Source organism: Allocellulophaga tsushimaensis, from assembly GCF_055383085.1.
Genome location: NZ_AP039451.1, coordinates 2,390,693 through 2,406,894 on the forward strand (window position 1 = coordinate 2,390,693; position 16,202 = coordinate 2,406,894).

The window sequence follows — 16,202 nt, forward strand, 5'->3', positions numbered from 1 at the left end:
TTTTATAAAACAATTACTACTAGTAAAGTTCTAAAGCTTTTGCTTGTTGTAATAAATCTACTAAGTTATCTACATTTAGTTTTCTCATTAAACGCGCTTTGTACGTACTTACGGTTTTTTCATTAAGATTTAAACCTTCTGCAACATCTTTATTACGTTTACCACTAGCTAACATTTTTAATACTTCCACTTCTCTAGAAGAAAGTTTTCTAAAGAAACGTCTTGGCTTTTTAGTACCTTCATCAAAAGCAAGTCTTTGTGCTAATTCATTTGTGATGAACATATCTCCTTGACTTACTTTTTTAACAGCAGTGATTATGTAATCTAAATCAGCTCCTTTTGATAAATATCCAAAAGCACCTGCTCTAATAGTGCTAAGTGCGTAAACATCTTCAGATTGTCCACTGTAGATTAATACTTTAATATCTGGAAATTCAGATTTTATTCTTCTTAAAGTAGCGATCCCATTAATTTCAGGAATATCCATTTCTAAGATTACAACGTCAGGTGTAAGGGTTTCTAATTTCTCAAATAATGCTGTAGTTGTAGAAACATCGGAAACTACTTTAAAGCCAGAAGCCGCATCTAATACATGTTTAATTCCTACTCTTACAACGGGGTGATTATCTGCAATTATTACTTTGATCATGTTATGATTTTTTTTAAAAAAGTGTAATTTAGACATTTAAAATATAAATTACAATTCTTAGGGATTTAACTTATCTATTCATTCCTAAAATGACATAAAAATCTTACGACAAATGTAATTTATTTTTATGTGATTCTGCTTTACAAATGTGTCTTATTTTTTGAATTTATACTAATTTTCTTCTTTTTTTTCGATTTAGAGTGCTGATTATTAGTTGAGTGGTTTATTTTAACACTTTTGGTATCTTACAAATAGGAATAGGAATCATTTTATGCTTGTTAGCAGAATTAAATTTTTTATAGATTGTAAATACTTCTTTTTCTCTTCCTGAAAAGTCTTTTATGGTTTTTTCTTTTTCATCCATTTTCATAGCCCACTCTAATTCTGGATACGTTGCACCTATTTGGTCTTCATCCGTACGATCATCCCCCCATAAGCCATCTGTAGGTGCTGCAGTAATAATCTCATTATTAACACCAAGTACCTTCGCTATTTCCCAAACTTCTGTTTTTAGTAAATCTGCAATAGGACTTAAATCTACCCCGCCATCACCATATTTTGTGTAAAAACCAACTCCAAAATCTTCTACCTTATTCCCAGTCCCAGCTACTAAATACGCTTCTAAGGCTGCAAAGTAATATAAGCTTGTCATTCTTAAACGGGCTCTGGTATTTGCTAAAGACATAAATCGATCTTCTTCATTTTCAACATTTGGTACTGCAGCTACTAAACTATCAAAAACAGGAGTTAAGTCTACTTTTTGTCTTTTTACATTGGGAAAATTTTTCATAAGCCACTCAATATGCCTTTCTGCTCTACCAACTTGGTTTTTTGCTTGGTGTATTGGCATTTCAAGACATAAAAGCTCAAGTCCAGTTTTAGCGCATAGTGTTGAAGTAATAGCAGAATCTATTCCGCCAGAAATACCAATTACAAAACCTTTCATATTTGCCTTTGTGGCATAATCTTTTAACCAAGATGTAATATGTGTAATTACTTTTTCCGTCTGCATAGGAGTAATTTTATAATGAATCAATTAACTTTGTATTGTAAAAATAAAGCCTAAAGGCTAATAAATAAAACTAATACGAAATTACTTTACATGCAAAAGGTCTTTTTTTTCTATTTGGGAGTTTTGATTGTTTTTTTTTACGCTTGTGAAAATGAACCTAAAATTTCAGAAGATATTTCTAAAATAGTTGTTGAATTGGAGATATCAAGATTCGATCAGAAATTTGCGAATGCTACATCTTCTGGTCTTCCTGTTTTAAAAAAAGAGTTCCCTTATTTGTTTCCAAAGCAATATCCAGATAGTATATGGGAAGCTAAGCTTAAGGATACCATACAAGTAGAACTTTTTGAAGAGGTTACAAAAGCTTATCCTAATTTACTTAAGCAAGAACAGGATTTAACCTTATTATTTAAACATATAAAATATTATTTTCCAAAGTATAGGATTCCAAAAATTGTTACTTTAACTACAGATGTAGATTATGATGTAAGAGTGGTTATGGCAGATACACTTCTTTTAATAGGTTTAGATAATTATCTAGGAGAAGATCATAAATTTTATAAAGGCTTTCCAAATTATATTGCTACAGTTTTAGATGAACAGTTTTTAGTAAGTGATGTGGCTAGTACTTTTGCCAAGCAAGTTGTTTTTCCTCCAAAAGAACGTGCTTTTTTAGGGCAACTTATTTATTATGGCAAAGAATTATATTTAAAAGACAAGCTAGTACCATTTATTACGGAGGCGCAACGAATTCAGTACACACAAGATGAATTAGATTGGGCCATTGTAAATGAAGAACAAATCTGGCGTTATTTTGTAGAGAAACAGTTACTTTATAGTACTGATAATGAGTTAAGGTCTCGTTTTTTAGATCCTGCTCCGTTTTCTAAATTTCAATTAGAATTAGATAGTGAATCTCCAGGTAGATTAGGACGTTATATTGGATGGCAAATTGTAAAATCTTATATGGAGAAAAATAGCGAGGTTACTATTCAAGAATTATTAAGTATTCCTGCTGAAGAAATTTTTAAAGAATCTAATTACAAACCAAAGAAGTAATGGCTAAATTACATACCTCAGAAATAACATTAAAAGTAGGCTTAGATGAAAATCGCTTGCCAGAACAATTAACCTGGTCCGCGCAAGATGGGGGGATAGATAATGAAGAAGCAAAAGCTATGTTATTATCTGTATGGGATAGCAAAAACAAAGAATCTCTAAAAATTGATCTGTGGACAAAAGATATGCCAGTTGATGAAATGAAAATTTTCTTTCATCAAACGCTAGTCTCTCTATCTGATACTTTTATGAGAGCAACGCAAGATGAAAAAATGACAGCTACAATGAAAGATTTCTGTGAGTATTTTGCAGACAAACTAAACCTTAAGAATTCTAATTAAATAGTGAAATAGTGTAATCTAATAAAGCCATACTGCCTGGCTCACCATGACCGGGAACTACAACTTTTGCATTAGGATATTTTTTCTTTATTTTCTTAATTGTAGTACTCCATTCCTTAATATTGGCATCTTTTAAATTTCCCTTTGGAGCCTTAAGGCTTTTTACTGCACAGCCACCAAATAAAATGTGCTCAGTAGGAATATAGCTCATAATATTATCAGAGGTGTGTGCCTCACCAAAAAAAGTATTCATAACTTTTTTGCCACCTATTTTTAATTTCAATTTGCCTTTAAATCCAATTTGTGGTAGTATAGAGCTGTTATCTTTTTTTGCTAAAGCAATGGTTTTATTTTCTGCATAAGAAGGAATCTTCAATTCATGAAATACGCTAAGACCACCAAGACAATCGTTATGAAAATGATTGATTACAACAGCGCTAATTTCACATTGTTTTACTTCGGTAAGCCATTTAATAAGTTCAGAGCTAACTTTTGCAGTAGTTGGAGTATCAAAAACAATAGCTTTATTGTTATTGATGTAAACTAAGCCATTGGCAGATATTTTACCATATGTAGCAGTGTCTAAATAAGAAATGTGAACAAAAGAATTTTTAGACAAAGAAATTATTTTTAATGTTTCTGAACTGTAAGTTATATCGGATTCTTGTGACATAACTAATGAAAAAAACAATAATGTTGATAAAATTGCACTAATTTTTTTAAAAGGCATTTTATAAAAAATTAGTTATAAAAATATAAATATCATTTTAAAATGAATCATCTTCCTAAATTAATATTTGTTTATAATGCAAATTCTGGAAAACGTAACAGTTTGCTAGATGTTGCTCATAAAATAATGAGTCCTAGTACATATGCATGTAACCTTTGTAACATTACGCAAGATGTTTTTTCAGAAAAGAAAGTATGGAAAAACTTTAAACAGGATTCAGATTTAGAAATGGAATTTTTATATAAAGATGAGTTTGAAAGTGCTTATGGAGACAGGTTTGGATATAAGTTTATGTTTCCAATAGTATTGACCACAGGTGTTAGGGGTTTAGATGTGCTTGTTAGTACATCTAAATTAAATTCTTTACAGCAAACAAGTCAGCTTATGAATTTGTTGAGAAACAAATTGAGTATGGCTAACTAAATAAAGTTAGCCCAGTCTTCTTTTTTAAAATAATCATTCATATCATCTATAGAAGCTAGAACATCTTCTTGTCCTAAACCATTACTAGATGAGGTAATAAAATAGTTAGGCGCTTCTTCCCAAATCCCCTTTAATAACTGATGGATGTAATTTGTAACATGTGTATTAATAAGCTTAGGTTTTAGTTTATCTGCTTTGGTAAAAATTATAGAAAATGGAATTTGACTTTCTCCCATCCACTCCATAAATTCTAAATCTACTTTTTGAGGCTCGTGTCTAATATCAATTAGCACAAAAGCATTAACCAATTGTCTACGCTCTTTAAAATAATCTGTAATATACTTTTGAAAGGTTTTTTTACTTTTCTTAGAAACTTTTGCATAACCATACCCAGGTAAATCTACAAGAAACCAATTATCATTAATTTTAAAATGATTAATAAGCTGAGTTTTTCCGGGTCTTCCAGAGGTTTTAGCTAAGTTTTTGCGTTGTGTAAGCATATTTATTAGAGAAGACTTCCCTACATTAGACCTCCCAATAAATGCATATTCTGGTAAAGGCTCTTTAGGACAGCTAGCAACATTAGAATTGCTCATTACAAATTCAGCTGACTTTATTTTCATCTTTAAATTTTAGTAATTTATGAGTAAAAAACAAGTAGTAACTTAAAATTTACGCTTTTTTAACCAAGCTTCAAGAATAGTATTAAATTCTTCTGGATGCTCCATCATAGGTGCATGTCCACATTTTTCAATCCAGAATAAATCAGAATCTGGTAATAATTCATGAAATTCATCAGCAACATTTGGAGGAGTAACCACATCATTCTTTCCCCAAATAATACAAGTAGGCGTTAACATTTTTGGTAGGTCTTTAGACATATTATGGCGTATAGCACTTTTTGCTATAGCTAATGTCTTAACTAATTTTATACGATCATTTAAAGTAGCAAAAACTTCATCTACAATTTCTGGTGTGGCCACTTTTGGGTCGTAAAAAACATCTTGTGCTTTTTTCTTAATAAACTCATAGTCTCCACGTTTAGGATAACCATCTCCCATAGCACTTTCATATAAACCAGAACTTCCGGTAATGACTAATGCTTTTACTAATTTTGGATATAGTTTAGTATGTAATAAACCAATATGTCCGCCAAGAGAATTTCCTAAAAGGATCACATCGGTTAAGCCTTTATGTTTTAGGAAAGCTTCTAAAAACTTTGCAAAACTTTTTACATTCGTTTTTATTAAAGGCATGGTATAAATAGGCAATTCAGGAATTAAAACTTTATACCCTATATTGGGGAAATGATCAACAACTCCACTGAAATTACTAAGTCCGCCTAAAAGCCCATGTAATATAACAATAGGGGAACCTTCACCTATCTCAATATATTTAAATTTTCCTTCAGTTTTTAGTGTTTCTTTCATTAAAGTAGGTTCATTTACTCCATCGCAAATATAGACAATTCCATAGAATCTCAGTATAGTAATATTCTAAGGCTAATCTAAATTCTACTAGGTTGTTATTCAGTCACTTTGAGGTCTCATCTGCTAGAAAAAAAGCTTCCTCTTGTTTTTTAAGCTAAAAAATAGCTCAAAAAAGTAAAATTTATTAACAATGTGGTATTTTGTGGTCTAAAGTGGTAATAATTTTGATATATTTGAGTTATATAATAAAACCAGACTATAAAAGTGATCAATTTTATTGGTACATATGATTGTAAAGCAGATGTAAAAGGGAGGGTGAAATTACCGGTATCCCTTAAGAATCAGATGCAACCAGTATTATCTGATGGTTTTGTAATAAAGCGATCTGTTTTTGAGCCTTGTTTAGAATTATATCCAATGAAAGAATGGAATATTCTTATGGAAAAAATGAATAAGAAGAATAGGTTTAAGAAAAAGAATAATGATTTTATAAGGAGGTTTTCTGCAGGAGTAAAGGTAGTGGAGATAGATGCAACGGGAAGATTATTGATTCCAAAGAATTTAGTTGAAATAGCAAATATTAGTAAAGATGTGGTTTTAAGTTCAACCATAAATATTATTGAGATTTGGGATAAAGAAAGCTATGAAAAGGTGTTGGAAGATACCACAGAAGATTTTGCAGATTTAGCAGAAGAAGTAATGGGAGGAGATGAGGATGAGTTATCATAACCCTGTTTTGTTGATGGAGTCTGTTGATGGACTAGCAATTAAAAGTGATGGTATTTATGTGGATGTAACATTTGGTGGTGGCGGACATTCAAAAGAAATATTAAAAAGACTAGGTGATAATGGGAAGTTGTTAGCGTTTGATCAAGATGAAGATGCATTAGAAAATACAATTGATGATGCTAGGTTTACCTTAATTCATGAAAACTTTAGATTCATTACACAGTTTTTAAAATTTTACGGGATACGAAAAGTAGATGGAATATTAGGAGATTTTGGTGTTTCGTCGCATCAATTTGATGTGGCAGAAAGAGGTTTTTCTACTCGTTTTGATGCAGATTTAGATATGAGAATGAGTAAGAGAAATGCAATTTCTGCTTATGATGTGGTAAACAGCTATTCTTATGATGATTTAAGAAATGTGTTGTTTCAATATGGTGATTTGAGGAATGCAAATGCCATAGCAACAACAATCATTGCAAATAGAGAAGAAGCGCCTATTAAAACCACGGCAAAGCTAAAAGAAGTATTAAAACAATTTTTGCCAGAACATAGAGCTCATAAAATATTAGCGCAGATATACCAGGCTATTCGTATAGAAGTAAATCAGGAAATAGCTGTTATTAAAGAGTTTTTGGAGCAGGTGCCTGGTTTATTAAATGAAGAAGGTAGGTTAAGTGTCATAAGTTATCATTCTTTAGAAGATAGATTGGTAAAGCGGTATATAAGAGCTGGACAATTTGAAGGGGAGCCAGAAAAAGATTTTTATGGAAACATAAACGTTCCTTTAAAAAAAGTTGGAGGTTTAATAATTCCTTCTAAAGAAGAAATAGCGATGAATAACAGGGCTAGAAGTGCAAAGTTGCGAATTGCTGAAAAAGTAAAAAAGAATAAATAGAATAAAAAGGTGAGAGAAATTACTCTTAATATAAAGGTAAAAATTTTGATTAGTTAGTTGTTAAAAAAGCTGGAAGTAATGCTATTGTTATAAAGTGTTTCCAAGTCTTCTGGCTTTTTTAAACCAAAAATGTGTTCAGTGTTGCTTTAAATAACAAGAAATGAGAAAAGGGATTTTAGATATTTTAAAAGGAAAATTTTTGGTGAGTGGCGATGCTCCTAAAAACTGGATATTTATTATCTACACTTCTTTTTTAGCTGCAATTATGATTGCAAGTTCACATAGTGCAGATGGTAAGGTGCATAAAATAGCTGCTTTAAATGAAGAAGTTAAAGAGTTGAAGAATCAGTTCGGCGATTCACGATCTAATGTGCAACGTTTAAAATTAGAATCGGCGATAGTAAAAACAGTAGAAAAAAACGGTTTATTTCCATCGGAAACACCACCACAAAAAATAAGAATAAAAGCAAAAAAGTAATAGTGGCAGTTACAGAGAAGAAAATATTAACAAGGTTATATGTGGTGGCAGGTTTTCTGTTCTTCTTTGCTGTGGGTGTTGTTTTTAAACTGGTTTCTATACAAGTAAATGATGGTGATAAATATCGCGAAATAGCAGAAAATAGAACCGAAAGAGTATTTACAATAGAGCCTAATAGAGGTAATTTATATTCTGCAGATGGTAGTTTGTTAGCAACATCCGTATCTAAGTATAACATCCATTTTGATGCTGTAACGGTAAAAAACGAATTGTTTAATAGCTCTATTGATGCTTTGGCAAAAGCATTGGCAGAATTATTAGGGAAAACGCCATCACATTATGAAAGGCTATTGCGAAAAGCAAAGAAAAATGAAAGCAGATACGCATTAATAGCGCGTAACCTAGATTATGCTGAATACTTACAAGTTAAGAAAATGCCGCTCTTTGAAAAAGGACCATACAAAGGCGGAATTGTAATAGAGCAGCATACGGTAAGAGAACATCCATTAGGGAAAATAGCAGAGCGTAGTGTTGGTTATGAACGTTTTGATGCTGAAGGGCATGTAACTCGTGTAGGTTTAGAAGGTGCATTTTCAGAATATTTAAGCGGTACCAAAGGCAGTAGATTAAAGCAGAAAATATCTAAAGGGCGTTGGAAACCTATTGGGATGGATAATATTATAGAGCCTAAAGATGGTTACGATGTTATTTCAACCATAGATATTAACATACAAGATATTGCACACCATGCACTTTTAGGACAGCTAGAAAAATATAAGGCAGATCATGGTTGCGTTATTGTTATGGAAACTAAAACAGGAGAAATTAAAGCTATCTCTAATTTAGGAAGAACAAAAAGTGGTAAGTATTATGAGCGTTTAAATTATGCTATAGGCGAATCTCATGAACCCGGTTCTACATTTAAGCTAATGTCTATGGTTGTAGCCTTAGAAGATAAGGTTATTGATACAAGTACAATTATTGATACCGAAAACGGAAGATTTAAAGTGTATGATAGAGTGGTAAAAGATTCTAAATGGGGAGGATACGGAAAAGTTACAGCTGCAAAAGCTTTTGAAATCTCTTCGAATACTGCTTTTGCAAAAATGATACATCATAATTATAAGAATCAACCTGAAAAGTATGTAAACCGATTGATGGGTATGGGTTTGCATAAAGAATTAGGAATGCCAATAAAAGGCGAGGGTACACCAGTAATACGATATCCTGGTGATAAGGGCTGGTCCGGGATTTCTCTAGCATGGATGTCTCATGGATATGAAGTTTCTATGACGCCACTGCAAACACTTACTTTTTATAATGCAATAGCTAATAATGGTGAAATGGTAAAACCGAGACTTTTAAAAGAAGTGAAAGAATGGGATAAAACCATTTATAAGTTTGATAAAGAGGTGTTAAATAAACAAATATGCTCTAAAGAAACCATAGGTAAAGTAAAACAAGTACTAAAAAATGTGGTAGAGAAAAAGCATGGAACAGGGCATGGTTTATACAGTCCTAATTTTTCTATGGCCGGAAAAACAGGGACTTGCCAAAAAGACTATGTATCTAAAGACCCTAATAAGTTAAAGTACATCTCTACATTTTCTGGTTATTTCCCAGCTGATGATCCAAAGTATTCCTGTATTGTGGTGATTCATGAGCCAGATAAAAGTGTGGGCTATTATGGTGCAGATGTATCTGGACCGGTATTTAAATCTGTTGCACAAAAAATATATGCAACATCACCATTAGTAGATGAGGTAGAAGTTCTAGAGGCAGTAGATAAAAAGTTAGAGGCTCAATATGAAAATGATTTAGCAGTTTCTAGAAAAAAATACAATCAAATGCCAGACTTAGAAGGAATGAGTGGTATGGATGCAGTAGCAATCTTAGAAAACCTAGGGTTAAAAGTGGTTGTAAAAGGAAATGGAAAAGTAAAAAAACAGTCAATTTCTAAAGGAGTGAATTTAAAAGGAATAAAAAGTATAGTGTTGCAATTATCATGAAGCAGTTAAAAGATATATTATTTGGAGTGCATATTACTGCAGTAAGTGGTTCAACAAGTACTATGATCAATAGTATTTGTTTTGATTCGCGAGAAGTACGCCTAGATGATGCTTTTATAGCGATAAGAGGAACGCTAACCGATGGTCATAACTATGTAGAAAAAGCACTTAGTTTAGGCGCAAAAGTAATTGTTTGTGAAGTTCTGCCAGAAAAAGTAATCGATGGGATTACATATGTAGAGGTTAAAAATGCAAATCAGGCGTTGGCAATTATGGCATCAAATTTTTATGATAACCCATCTAAAAATTTACGATTGGTAGGGATTACAGGTACCAATGGTAAAACAACAGTAAGTAGCCTGTTATATCAGCTGTTTAAAAAAGCAGGTTATAAGGTAGGTTTAATTTCTACTATAAAAATTATGGTAGATGATAAAACATATAAAACTACCCATACTACACCAGATGCGCTTACTATAAATAAGCACATGAAATTAATGAATGATGAGGGTGTAGAGTATTGTTTTATGGAAGTAAGTTCTCATGGAATACACCAAAAAAGAGCCGAAGGTTTGGTGTTCGAAGGCGCTATTTTTACTAATCTTTCACATGATCATTTAGACTATCACAAAACATTTGCAGCATACAGAGATACTAAAAAACAACTTTTTGATAAGTTGCCTAAAAGTGCATTTGCCTTAACAAATATTGATGATAAGAATGGAGCAATAATGCTTCAAAATACTAAAGCAAGAAAAATTACATACGCTTTAAAATCATATGCAGATTATAGGGCACAAGTATTAGAAAATCAATTAAATGGTCAGTTATTAAAAATTAACGATAATGAGCTATGGTCTAAATTAATAGGCAATTTTAATGCTTATAATATGTTAGCAATTTTTGCCACTGCAGAATTGCTAGGTTTAGAAAAACTAGAGATTTTACGCTTGTTAAGTGAATTGGATAATGTAGATGGTAGATTTCAATATTTTATATCTAAAGCTAAAATTACTGCTATTGTGGATTATGCCCATACGCCGGATGCGCTACAAAATGTACTTCATACAATTAATACATTGAGGACTGGAAATGAGAGCGTCATCACCGTTGTGGGGTGTGGTGGCGACAGAGATAAGTCTAAGCGCCCGGTTATGGGGCATATTAGTTCAGAATTAAGTAATACTGCCATTTTTACTTCTGATAATCCAAGGTCTGAGAAGCCGCAAACAATTATTGAAGAGATGGAAGCTGGTGTAGAACCACAAAACACACGTAAAGTTTTAACTATGGAAAATAGATTGCAGGCTATTAAAACAGCTTGTAAGCTAGCCAATCCAAGTGATATTATTTTAATAGCGGGTAAAGGGCACGAGACCTATCAAGAAACTAATGGAGTAAGGACAAATTTTGATGATTTTAAAATAGTTAAAGAAGTATTAAGCGATTTAGGAAAATAATTCTAAGTATTATAAACAAGAAATAAACAATGCTATATTATTTATTTGAATTTTTAGAGAATAACTATCAAATACCAGGAGCTGGACTTTTTAAGTTCATTACGTTTAGGGCAGCTCTAGCTATGCTTATTTCTTTATTAATAGCTACAGTTTATGGTAAAAAGATTATTCTTTTTCTTCAAAAAAAGCAAATAGGAGAAACGGTTAGAGATCTAGGTTTAGACGGGCAAAAGCAGAAAGCGGGTACTCCAACCATGGGTGGTCTAATTATTATCATGGCTACTTTAATACCTGTTTTGCTATTGGCTAGATTAGATAATATCTACGTAATCTTATTACTAGTAACTACGGTTTGGATGGGTATTATTGGTTTTGTAGATGATTATATTAAAGTCTTTAAAAAAGATAAAGAAGGTTTAAAAGGTCGTTTTAAAATATTAGGTCAGGTAGGTTTAGGGCTAATAGTAGGGGCAACATTATATTTTCATCCAGAAGTAACGATGAAAGAGCATAGCCAAATCACAATTACAGAGAATTATAGGGTAGAAAAACAGGTTGGAGAAGAAGTGAAATCTACTAGAACAACGGTTCCTTTTTTTAAGAATAATGAGTTAGACTATACCAGTTTTATTTCTTGGATGGGAGATGGTGCTAAAGAATATGCATGGCTCTTATTTATTCCTATCATTATTATTATTGTTACAGCAGTTTCCAATGGGGCAAATTTAACGGATGGTATAGATGGTTTAGCTGCGGGGTCTTCTGCTATTATAGTACTCACCTTAGGAATTTTTACATGGGTTTCTGGGAATATCATATTCTCTAATTATTTAGATATTATGTTTATTCCACGAGCAGGAGAATTAGTGATTTTTGTAGGTGCTTTTCTAGGAGGTTTAATAGGTTTCTTGTGGTATAATGCCTTTCCTGCACAAGTATTTATGGGAGATACAGGTAGTTTAACTATAGGAGGTATCATCGCTGTAATTGCAATTATTATTAGAAAAGAATTATTGATTCCAGTTTTATGTGGAATTTTCTTTGCCGAGTCTATCTCTGTAATGTTACAAGTAGGCTATTTTAAATATACCAAAAAGAAAACAGGAGAAGGGAAACGTATTTTTTTAATGGCACCCTTGCATCATCACTATCAGAAAAAAGGATACCATGAAAGTAAAATAGTGACTCGTTTTTGGATTATAGGAATTCTATTAGCAATCATCACTATTGTAACCTTAAAAGTGCGTTAAAATCCCATCCCTAAACTTTCCCAACGGAAAGGGGGGTATGAATATGAAAGAGAAAAATAAAAATATAAAAAAAGAATTTCCCTCTTTTGGAGGGACAAAGGGAGGATTTTTAGTGGTTTTAGGAGGAGGCGAAAGTGGCGTGGGAACCGCAATTTTAGGGAAACAAAAAGGATATCAAATTTTTGTATCCGATAAAGGAAAAATAAAAGAAAAATATAAAAACGTTCTTATACATTTTGGAATAGATTGGGAAGAAGAACAACACACAACTGCTAAGATTTTAAATGCCGATGTAGTGATGAAAAGCCCTGGAATACCAGATACAGTACCATTAGTTGCTGAGTTAAAAGAAAAAGCTATTCCAGTGATTTCTGAGATAGAATTTGCATCACAATATACCAATGCAACTATTATAGGAATTACGGGTAGTAATGGAAAAACAACAACAACAATGCTTGTAAATCATATTTTACAAAGTGATGGTTTACATGTAGGTATGGCAGGTAATATTGGTGATAGTTATGCTAAAATGGTATCCGAAAAAAACTATGATTATTACGTATTAGAGATTAGTAGTTTTCAATTAGATGGGATTGTGAATTTTAGACCACATATCGCAATTTTAACAAATATCACACCAGATCATTTAGATCGGTATGGATATGAGTTTGATAATTATATCGCCTCTAAATTTAGAATAGCAGAAAACCAAACAGCAGAAGATTATTTAATCTATGATGCCGATGATCCGGTGATTACTGATTGGTTAGAAAAACACCCAGTTAAATCCAAATTAAGACCTTTTTCATTACAAAAAACAATAGAAGAAGGAGCAAGTATAAAAAACGAAGAGATACAAATTATAATGAATAATAATACACTTAAAATGAAAGCATCAACTTTAGCTTTAGAAGGGAAACATAATCTTAAAAATTCTATGGCGGCCGCTACAGCTGCTAGATTAGTAAACATAAGAAAAGAAACCATTCGTCAGAGTGTCATAAATTTCCAAGGAGCAGCACATCGTTTGGAAAAAGTATTAAAAATACACCATGTACAGTATATTAATGACTCTAAGGCTACTAATATAAATGCAACTTATTATGCTTTAGAAAGTATGAAATCTCCAACAGTTTGGATTGTTGGTGGAGTAGATAAAGGCAATGATTATATGGCTTTAATGCCTTTGGTTAGAGAAAAAGTTAAAGCAATTATTTGTTTAGGGAAAGACAATTCTAAAATAAAAGAAGCTTTTGCTAATGTAGTAGATGTATTTGTAGAAACCTATGCTATGAACGAAACGATAAAAGTAGCCTACAAAATTGCAGAACGTGGTGATACCGTATTATTATCGCCAGCCTGTGCAAGTTTTGATCTTTTTGATAATTATGAAGATAGAGGAAACCAATTTAAAGCAGCTGTAAAAAACTTATAGAAAATGGCGTTTTATAAAAACATAAAAGGAGATAAAGCTATTTGGGCTATTGTAGCACTACTGGCATTACTATCTTTTTTACCTGTATACAGTGCTAGTAGTAATCTAGTATATGTAGTGGGTGATGGTACAAAAACTACCATTAGTTTTTTATTTAAACACGCTTTATTTTTAATATTAGGCTTCGGAATTATCTATGCAACACATAAAATTCCAACACATTTTTTTAAGGGCTTATCTCTAATAGCAATGCCAGTAGTCATTGTTTTATTAGCATATGCTTTAGCGCAAGGAACAAGTATAGAAGGCGCTAATGCTAGTAGGTGGATTCGTTTGCCATTTGTACGCTATGGTTTTCAACCAAGTACGCTAGCAGCCGTAGTTTTAATGGTATATGTTGCACGTTATTTGTCTAAAATAAAAGATAAAGTAATTACATTTAAAGAAAGCATTTTGCCTTTATGGCTCCCAGTATTTTTAGTATTGATGCTTATTTTACCAGCTAATTTTTCTACTGCAGGGATCATCTTTTTTATGATATTAACCTTATGTTTTTTAGGTGGATATCCCATAAAGTATTTGTTTGGGATAGTAGCAAGTGGAATCCTTGTATTAACCTTATTTGTACTTACGGCTAAAGCAGTTCCAGATTTATTTCCAAATAGAGTAAACACATGGGAAAGTAGAATTACTAATTTTTTCAATGGGGAAGATTCAGAAGGTGATTATCAGATAGAAAAGGCAAAAATTGCTATAGCTACTGGTGGTATTATTGGTAAGGGAGCAGGGAAAAGTATTCAGAAAAACTTTTTACCACAGAGTTCATCAGATTTTATTTATGCGATCATCGTAGAAGAATACGGTTTAGCAGGTGGTATCACACTAGTATTATTTTATTTGTTTCTGCTTTTTAGAATAGTGGTAGCGGCAAATGGGAGTAAAACTATTTTTGGAAAACTACTAATTGTTGGCGTTGGCTTGCCTATTATTTTTCAGGCATTTATAAATATGGGTGTAGCGGTAGAACTATTTCCTGTAACTGGGCAAACGCTACCTTTAATTAGTATGGGTGGAACTTCGGCTTGGATGACCTGTTTGGCTATAGGTATCATTTTAAGTGCAAGTAACAAGGAGGCAACACCAGAGCCTAAAACAATAGCAGTAGACGAAACAAATCCTTTAGAGATATTAAGTGGGCAATTATAAATTTATATTATCAGGAGGAGGTACTGGGGGACATATTTACCCAGCAATTGCTATTGCCAATGAGTTAAAAGAGCGGCACCCAAATGCATCGTTCTTATTTGTAGGTGCAAAAGATAGAATGGAGATGGAAAAAGTGCCTAATGCAGGCTATGAAATAGAGGGATTGTGGATTGCAGGATTACAACGTAAGCTGACATTTAAAAACCTCATGTTTCCTTTTAAATTGATGAGTAGTTTGCTAAAAGCGGGGCGTATTATTAGAAAATTTAAACCGAATGTGGTTATAGGAACAGGTGGCTTTGCTAGTGGACCACTTTTAAAGAGAGCCGCAGGGAAAGGAATACCATGTGTATTACAAGAACAAAACTCTTATGCAGGGGTTACCAATAAATTATTAGCAAAACAAGCAAAGAAAATTTGTGTTGCTTATGACGGGATGGAAACTTTTTTTCCAGCAGATAAAATCATAAAAACAGGAAACCCAGTACGTGGAGATTTGGTGAAAATGTCTGTTGAAAAAGAAACCGCTTTACCTTTTTTTGGATTGAAAAATGACAAACCAACTTTAGTGATTTTAGGAGGAAGCTTAGGTGCCAGAAGAGTAAATCAGCTTATCGCAGCAAAATTAGATTTCTTTACAGAGTTAGGCATTCAATTAATATGGCAATGCGGTAAACTCTATTATGAAGAATATAAAAAATACCAATCAGAAACGGTAAAAGTTTTTGATTTTTTAAATAAGATGAACTATACCTATACAGCAGCAGATATGATATTATCTAGAGCAGGTGCAGGTTCTGTTTCTGAATTAAGTATTGTTGGGAAACCTGTAGTATTTATACCATCTCCAAATGTAGCCGAAGACCATCAAACTAAAAATGCACAAGCATTAGTAGAAAAAGAAGCGGCATTACTAGTAAAAGAATCAGATTTAGATACCAAGTTTGAAACAGTTTTTAAAGACTTGTTTTTATCAAAAGAAAAACAAAATACCCTTGGGGAAAATATAAAAGCATTAGCCATGCCAAACGCAACCAAGGCTATTGTTGATGAGATTGAAAAACTATTAGGCATAAACCAATAAGCCGCAAAAGTT

General features: G+C 32.4%; 17 protein-coding genes. 12 read left to right on the forward strand and 5 right to left on the reverse strand.

Annotated features, from left to right (window positions below):
- Nucleotides 1-19: 19 nt before the first annotated feature.
- Nucleotides 20-649 carry a response regulator gene (locus ACZ451_RS10245; RefSeq protein WP_464212057.1) on the reverse strand — a complete coding sequence of 210 codons (630 nt, stop codon included), beginning with the start codon at nucleotides 647-649 and terminating at the stop codon, nucleotides 20-22.
- 223 nt (nucleotides 650-872) lie between these two features.
- Entirely contained in the window at nucleotides 873-1,661 is a 789-nt protein-coding gene (gene nadE, locus ACZ451_RS10250; protein ID WP_464212059.1) for an NAD(+) synthase, read from the reverse strand.
- Between the two features lie 90 nt (nucleotides 1,662-1,751).
- On the opposite strand from nadE, the gene gldB reads away from it, so the two are divergent.
- Nucleotides 1,752-2,720 (forward strand): gliding motility lipoprotein GldB, encoded by a 969-nt coding sequence (gene gldB / locus ACZ451_RS10255; RefSeq protein ID WP_464212061.1) that lies wholly within the window; start codon nucleotides 1,752-1,754, stop codon nucleotides 2,718-2,720.
- Nucleotides 2,720-3,061: a gliding motility protein GldC gene (gldC, locus tag ACZ451_RS10260; RefSeq protein ID WP_464212063.1), complete on the forward strand. Its 342-nt coding sequence runs from the start codon at nucleotides 2,720-2,722 to the stop codon at nucleotides 3,059-3,061. Before gldB ends, gldC begins: the two co-directional genes overlap by 1 nt.
- Here the strand turns inward: gldC and bla are convergent.
- The gene (gene bla / locus ACZ451_RS10265; RefSeq protein WP_464212065.1) at nucleotides 3,054-3,791 is read right to left on the reverse strand and encodes a subclass B1 metallo-beta-lactamase; all 738 of its coding nucleotides are present in this window, start codon (nucleotides 3,789-3,791) and stop codon (nucleotides 3,054-3,056) included. The genes gldC and bla overlap by 8 nt on opposite strands.
- Nucleotides 3,792-3,833: 42 nt before the next feature.
- On the opposite strand from bla, the gene ACZ451_RS10270 reads away from it, so the two are divergent.
- Entirely contained in the window at nucleotides 3,834-4,214 is a 381-nt protein-coding gene (locus ACZ451_RS10270; RefSeq protein ID WP_464212067.1) for a GTPase, read from the forward strand.
- On the opposite strand, the gene yihA is transcribed toward ACZ451_RS10270, so the two are convergent.
- Together yihA and ACZ451_RS10280 are read right to left on the reverse strand one after the other, a co-directional pair.
- Nucleotides 4,211-4,837, reverse strand: coding sequence for a ribosome biogenesis GTP-binding protein YihA/YsxC (yihA, locus tag ACZ451_RS10275; protein ID WP_464212069.1), 627 nt, complete (start codon nucleotides 4,835-4,837; stop codon nucleotides 4,211-4,213). The genes ACZ451_RS10270 and yihA overlap by 4 nt on opposite strands.
- A 42-nt stretch (nucleotides 4,838-4,879) precedes the next feature.
- Entirely contained in the window at nucleotides 4,880-5,644 is a 765-nt protein-coding gene (locus ACZ451_RS10280; RefSeq protein ID WP_464212071.1) for an alpha/beta fold hydrolase, read from the reverse strand.
- A gap of 264 nt (nucleotides 5,645-5,908) precedes the next feature.
- On the opposite strand from ACZ451_RS10280, the gene mraZ reads away from it, so the two are divergent.
- From mraZ to murG, 9 genes are all read left to right on the forward strand, one after another.
- The gene (mraZ, locus tag ACZ451_RS10285; RefSeq protein WP_464212073.1) at nucleotides 5,909-6,373 is read left to right on the forward strand and encodes a division/cell wall cluster transcriptional repressor MraZ; all 465 of its coding nucleotides are present in this window, start codon (nucleotides 5,909-5,911) and stop codon (nucleotides 6,371-6,373) included.
- Nucleotides 6,360-7,268, forward strand: coding sequence for a 16S rRNA (cytosine(1402)-N(4))-methyltransferase RsmH (rsmH, locus tag ACZ451_RS10290; protein WP_464212075.1), 909 nt, complete (start codon nucleotides 6,360-6,362; stop codon nucleotides 7,266-7,268). Before mraZ ends, rsmH begins: the two co-directional genes overlap by 14 nt.
- Before the next feature lie 160 nt (nucleotides 7,269-7,428).
- A complete protein-coding gene (locus ACZ451_RS10295) occupies nucleotides 7,429-7,746 on the forward strand; it encodes an FtsL-like putative cell division protein (protein ID WP_464212077.1) in 318 nt (105 codons plus the stop codon).
- 2 nt (nucleotides 7,747-7,748) lie between these two features.
- Nucleotides 7,749-9,755 carry a penicillin-binding protein gene (locus ACZ451_RS10300; RefSeq protein WP_464212079.1) on the forward strand — a complete coding sequence of 669 codons (2,007 nt, stop codon included), beginning with the start codon at nucleotides 7,749-7,751 and terminating at the stop codon, nucleotides 9,753-9,755.
- Nucleotides 9,752-11,215, forward strand: a complete 1,464-nt coding sequence (locus ACZ451_RS10305; protein WP_464212081.1) for a UDP-N-acetylmuramoyl-L-alanyl-D-glutamate--2,6-diaminopimelate ligase — start codon at nucleotides 9,752-9,754, stop codon at nucleotides 11,213-11,215. Before ACZ451_RS10300 ends, ACZ451_RS10305 begins: the two co-directional genes overlap by 4 nt.
- Before the next feature lie 29 nt (nucleotides 11,216-11,244).
- Nucleotides 11,245-12,465, forward strand: a complete 1,221-nt coding sequence (gene mraY, locus ACZ451_RS10310; RefSeq protein WP_464212083.1) for a phospho-N-acetylmuramoyl-pentapeptide-transferase — start codon at nucleotides 11,245-11,247, stop codon at nucleotides 12,463-12,465.
- Between the two features lie 43 nt (nucleotides 12,466-12,508).
- Complete coding sequence (gene murD / locus ACZ451_RS10315) at nucleotides 12,509-13,900, forward strand: UDP-N-acetylmuramoyl-L-alanine--D-glutamate ligase (RefSeq protein WP_464212085.1); 1,392 nt, start codon at nucleotides 12,509-12,511, stop codon at nucleotides 13,898-13,900.
- Between the two features lie 3 nt (nucleotides 13,901-13,903).
- Nucleotides 13,904-15,106: an FtsW/RodA/SpoVE family cell cycle protein gene (locus ACZ451_RS10320; protein WP_464212087.1), complete on the forward strand. Its 1,203-nt coding sequence runs from the start codon at nucleotides 13,904-13,906 to the stop codon at nucleotides 15,104-15,106.
- Nucleotides 15,093-16,190 (forward strand): undecaprenyldiphospho-muramoylpentapeptide beta-N-acetylglucosaminyltransferase, encoded by a 1,098-nt coding sequence (murG, locus tag ACZ451_RS10325; RefSeq protein WP_464212089.1) that lies wholly within the window; start codon nucleotides 15,093-15,095, stop codon nucleotides 16,188-16,190. The genes ACZ451_RS10320 and murG overlap by 14 nt, the downstream gene beginning before the upstream one ends.
- Nucleotides 16,191-16,202 lie beyond the last annotated feature (12 nt).

What these genes read in the sequence shown, in the direction of transcription:
- gldB (WP_464212061.1), top strand. Translation starts at nt 1,752, where the DNA reads ATGCAAAAGGTCTTTTTTTTCTATTTGGGAGTTTTGATTGTTTTTTTT.
- ACZ451_RS10270 (WP_464212067.1), top strand. Translation starts at nt 3,834, where the DNA reads ATGAATCATCTTCCTAAATTAATATTTGTTTATAATGCAAATTCTGGA.
- yihA (WP_464212069.1), bottom strand. Translation starts at nt 4,837, where the DNA reads ATGAAAATAAAGTCAGCTGAATTTGTAATGAGCAATTCTAATGTTGCT.
- nadE (WP_464212059.1), bottom strand. Translation starts at nt 1,661, where the DNA reads ATGCAGACGGAAAAAGTAATTACACATATTACATCTTGGTTAAAAGAT.
- ACZ451_RS10305 (WP_464212081.1), top strand. Translation starts at nt 9,752, where the DNA reads ATGAAGCAGTTAAAAGATATATTATTTGGAGTGCATATTACTGCAGTA.
- rsmH (WP_464212075.1), top strand. Translation starts at nt 6,360, where the DNA reads ATGAGTTATCATAACCCTGTTTTGTTGATGGAGTCTGTTGATGGACTA.
- ACZ451_RS10320 (WP_464212087.1), top strand. Translation starts at nt 13,904, where the DNA reads ATGGCGTTTTATAAAAACATAAAAGGAGATAAAGCTATTTGGGCTATT.
- ACZ451_RS10280 (WP_464212071.1), bottom strand. Translation starts at nt 5,644, where the DNA reads ATGAAAGAAACACTAAAAACTGAAGGAAAATTTAAATATATTGAGATA.
- murD (WP_464212085.1), top strand. Translation starts at nt 12,509, where the DNA reads ATGAAAGAGAAAAATAAAAATATAAAAAAAGAATTTCCCTCTTTTGGA.
- mraY (WP_464212083.1), top strand. Translation starts at nt 11,245, where the DNA reads ATGCTATATTATTTATTTGAATTTTTAGAGAATAACTATCAAATACCA.
- gldC (WP_464212063.1), top strand. Translation starts at nt 2,720, where the DNA reads ATGGCTAAATTACATACCTCAGAAATAACATTAAAAGTAGGCTTAGAT.
- ACZ451_RS10295 (WP_464212077.1), top strand. Translation starts at nt 7,429, where the DNA reads ATGAGAAAAGGGATTTTAGATATTTTAAAAGGAAAATTTTTGGTGAGT.
- bla (WP_464212065.1), bottom strand. Translation starts at nt 3,791, where the DNA reads ATGCCTTTTAAAAAAATTAGTGCAATTTTATCAACATTATTGTTTTTT.
- ACZ451_RS10245 (WP_464212057.1), bottom strand. Translation starts at nt 649, where the DNA reads ATGATCAAAGTAATAATTGCAGATAATCACCCCGTTGTAAGAGTAGGA.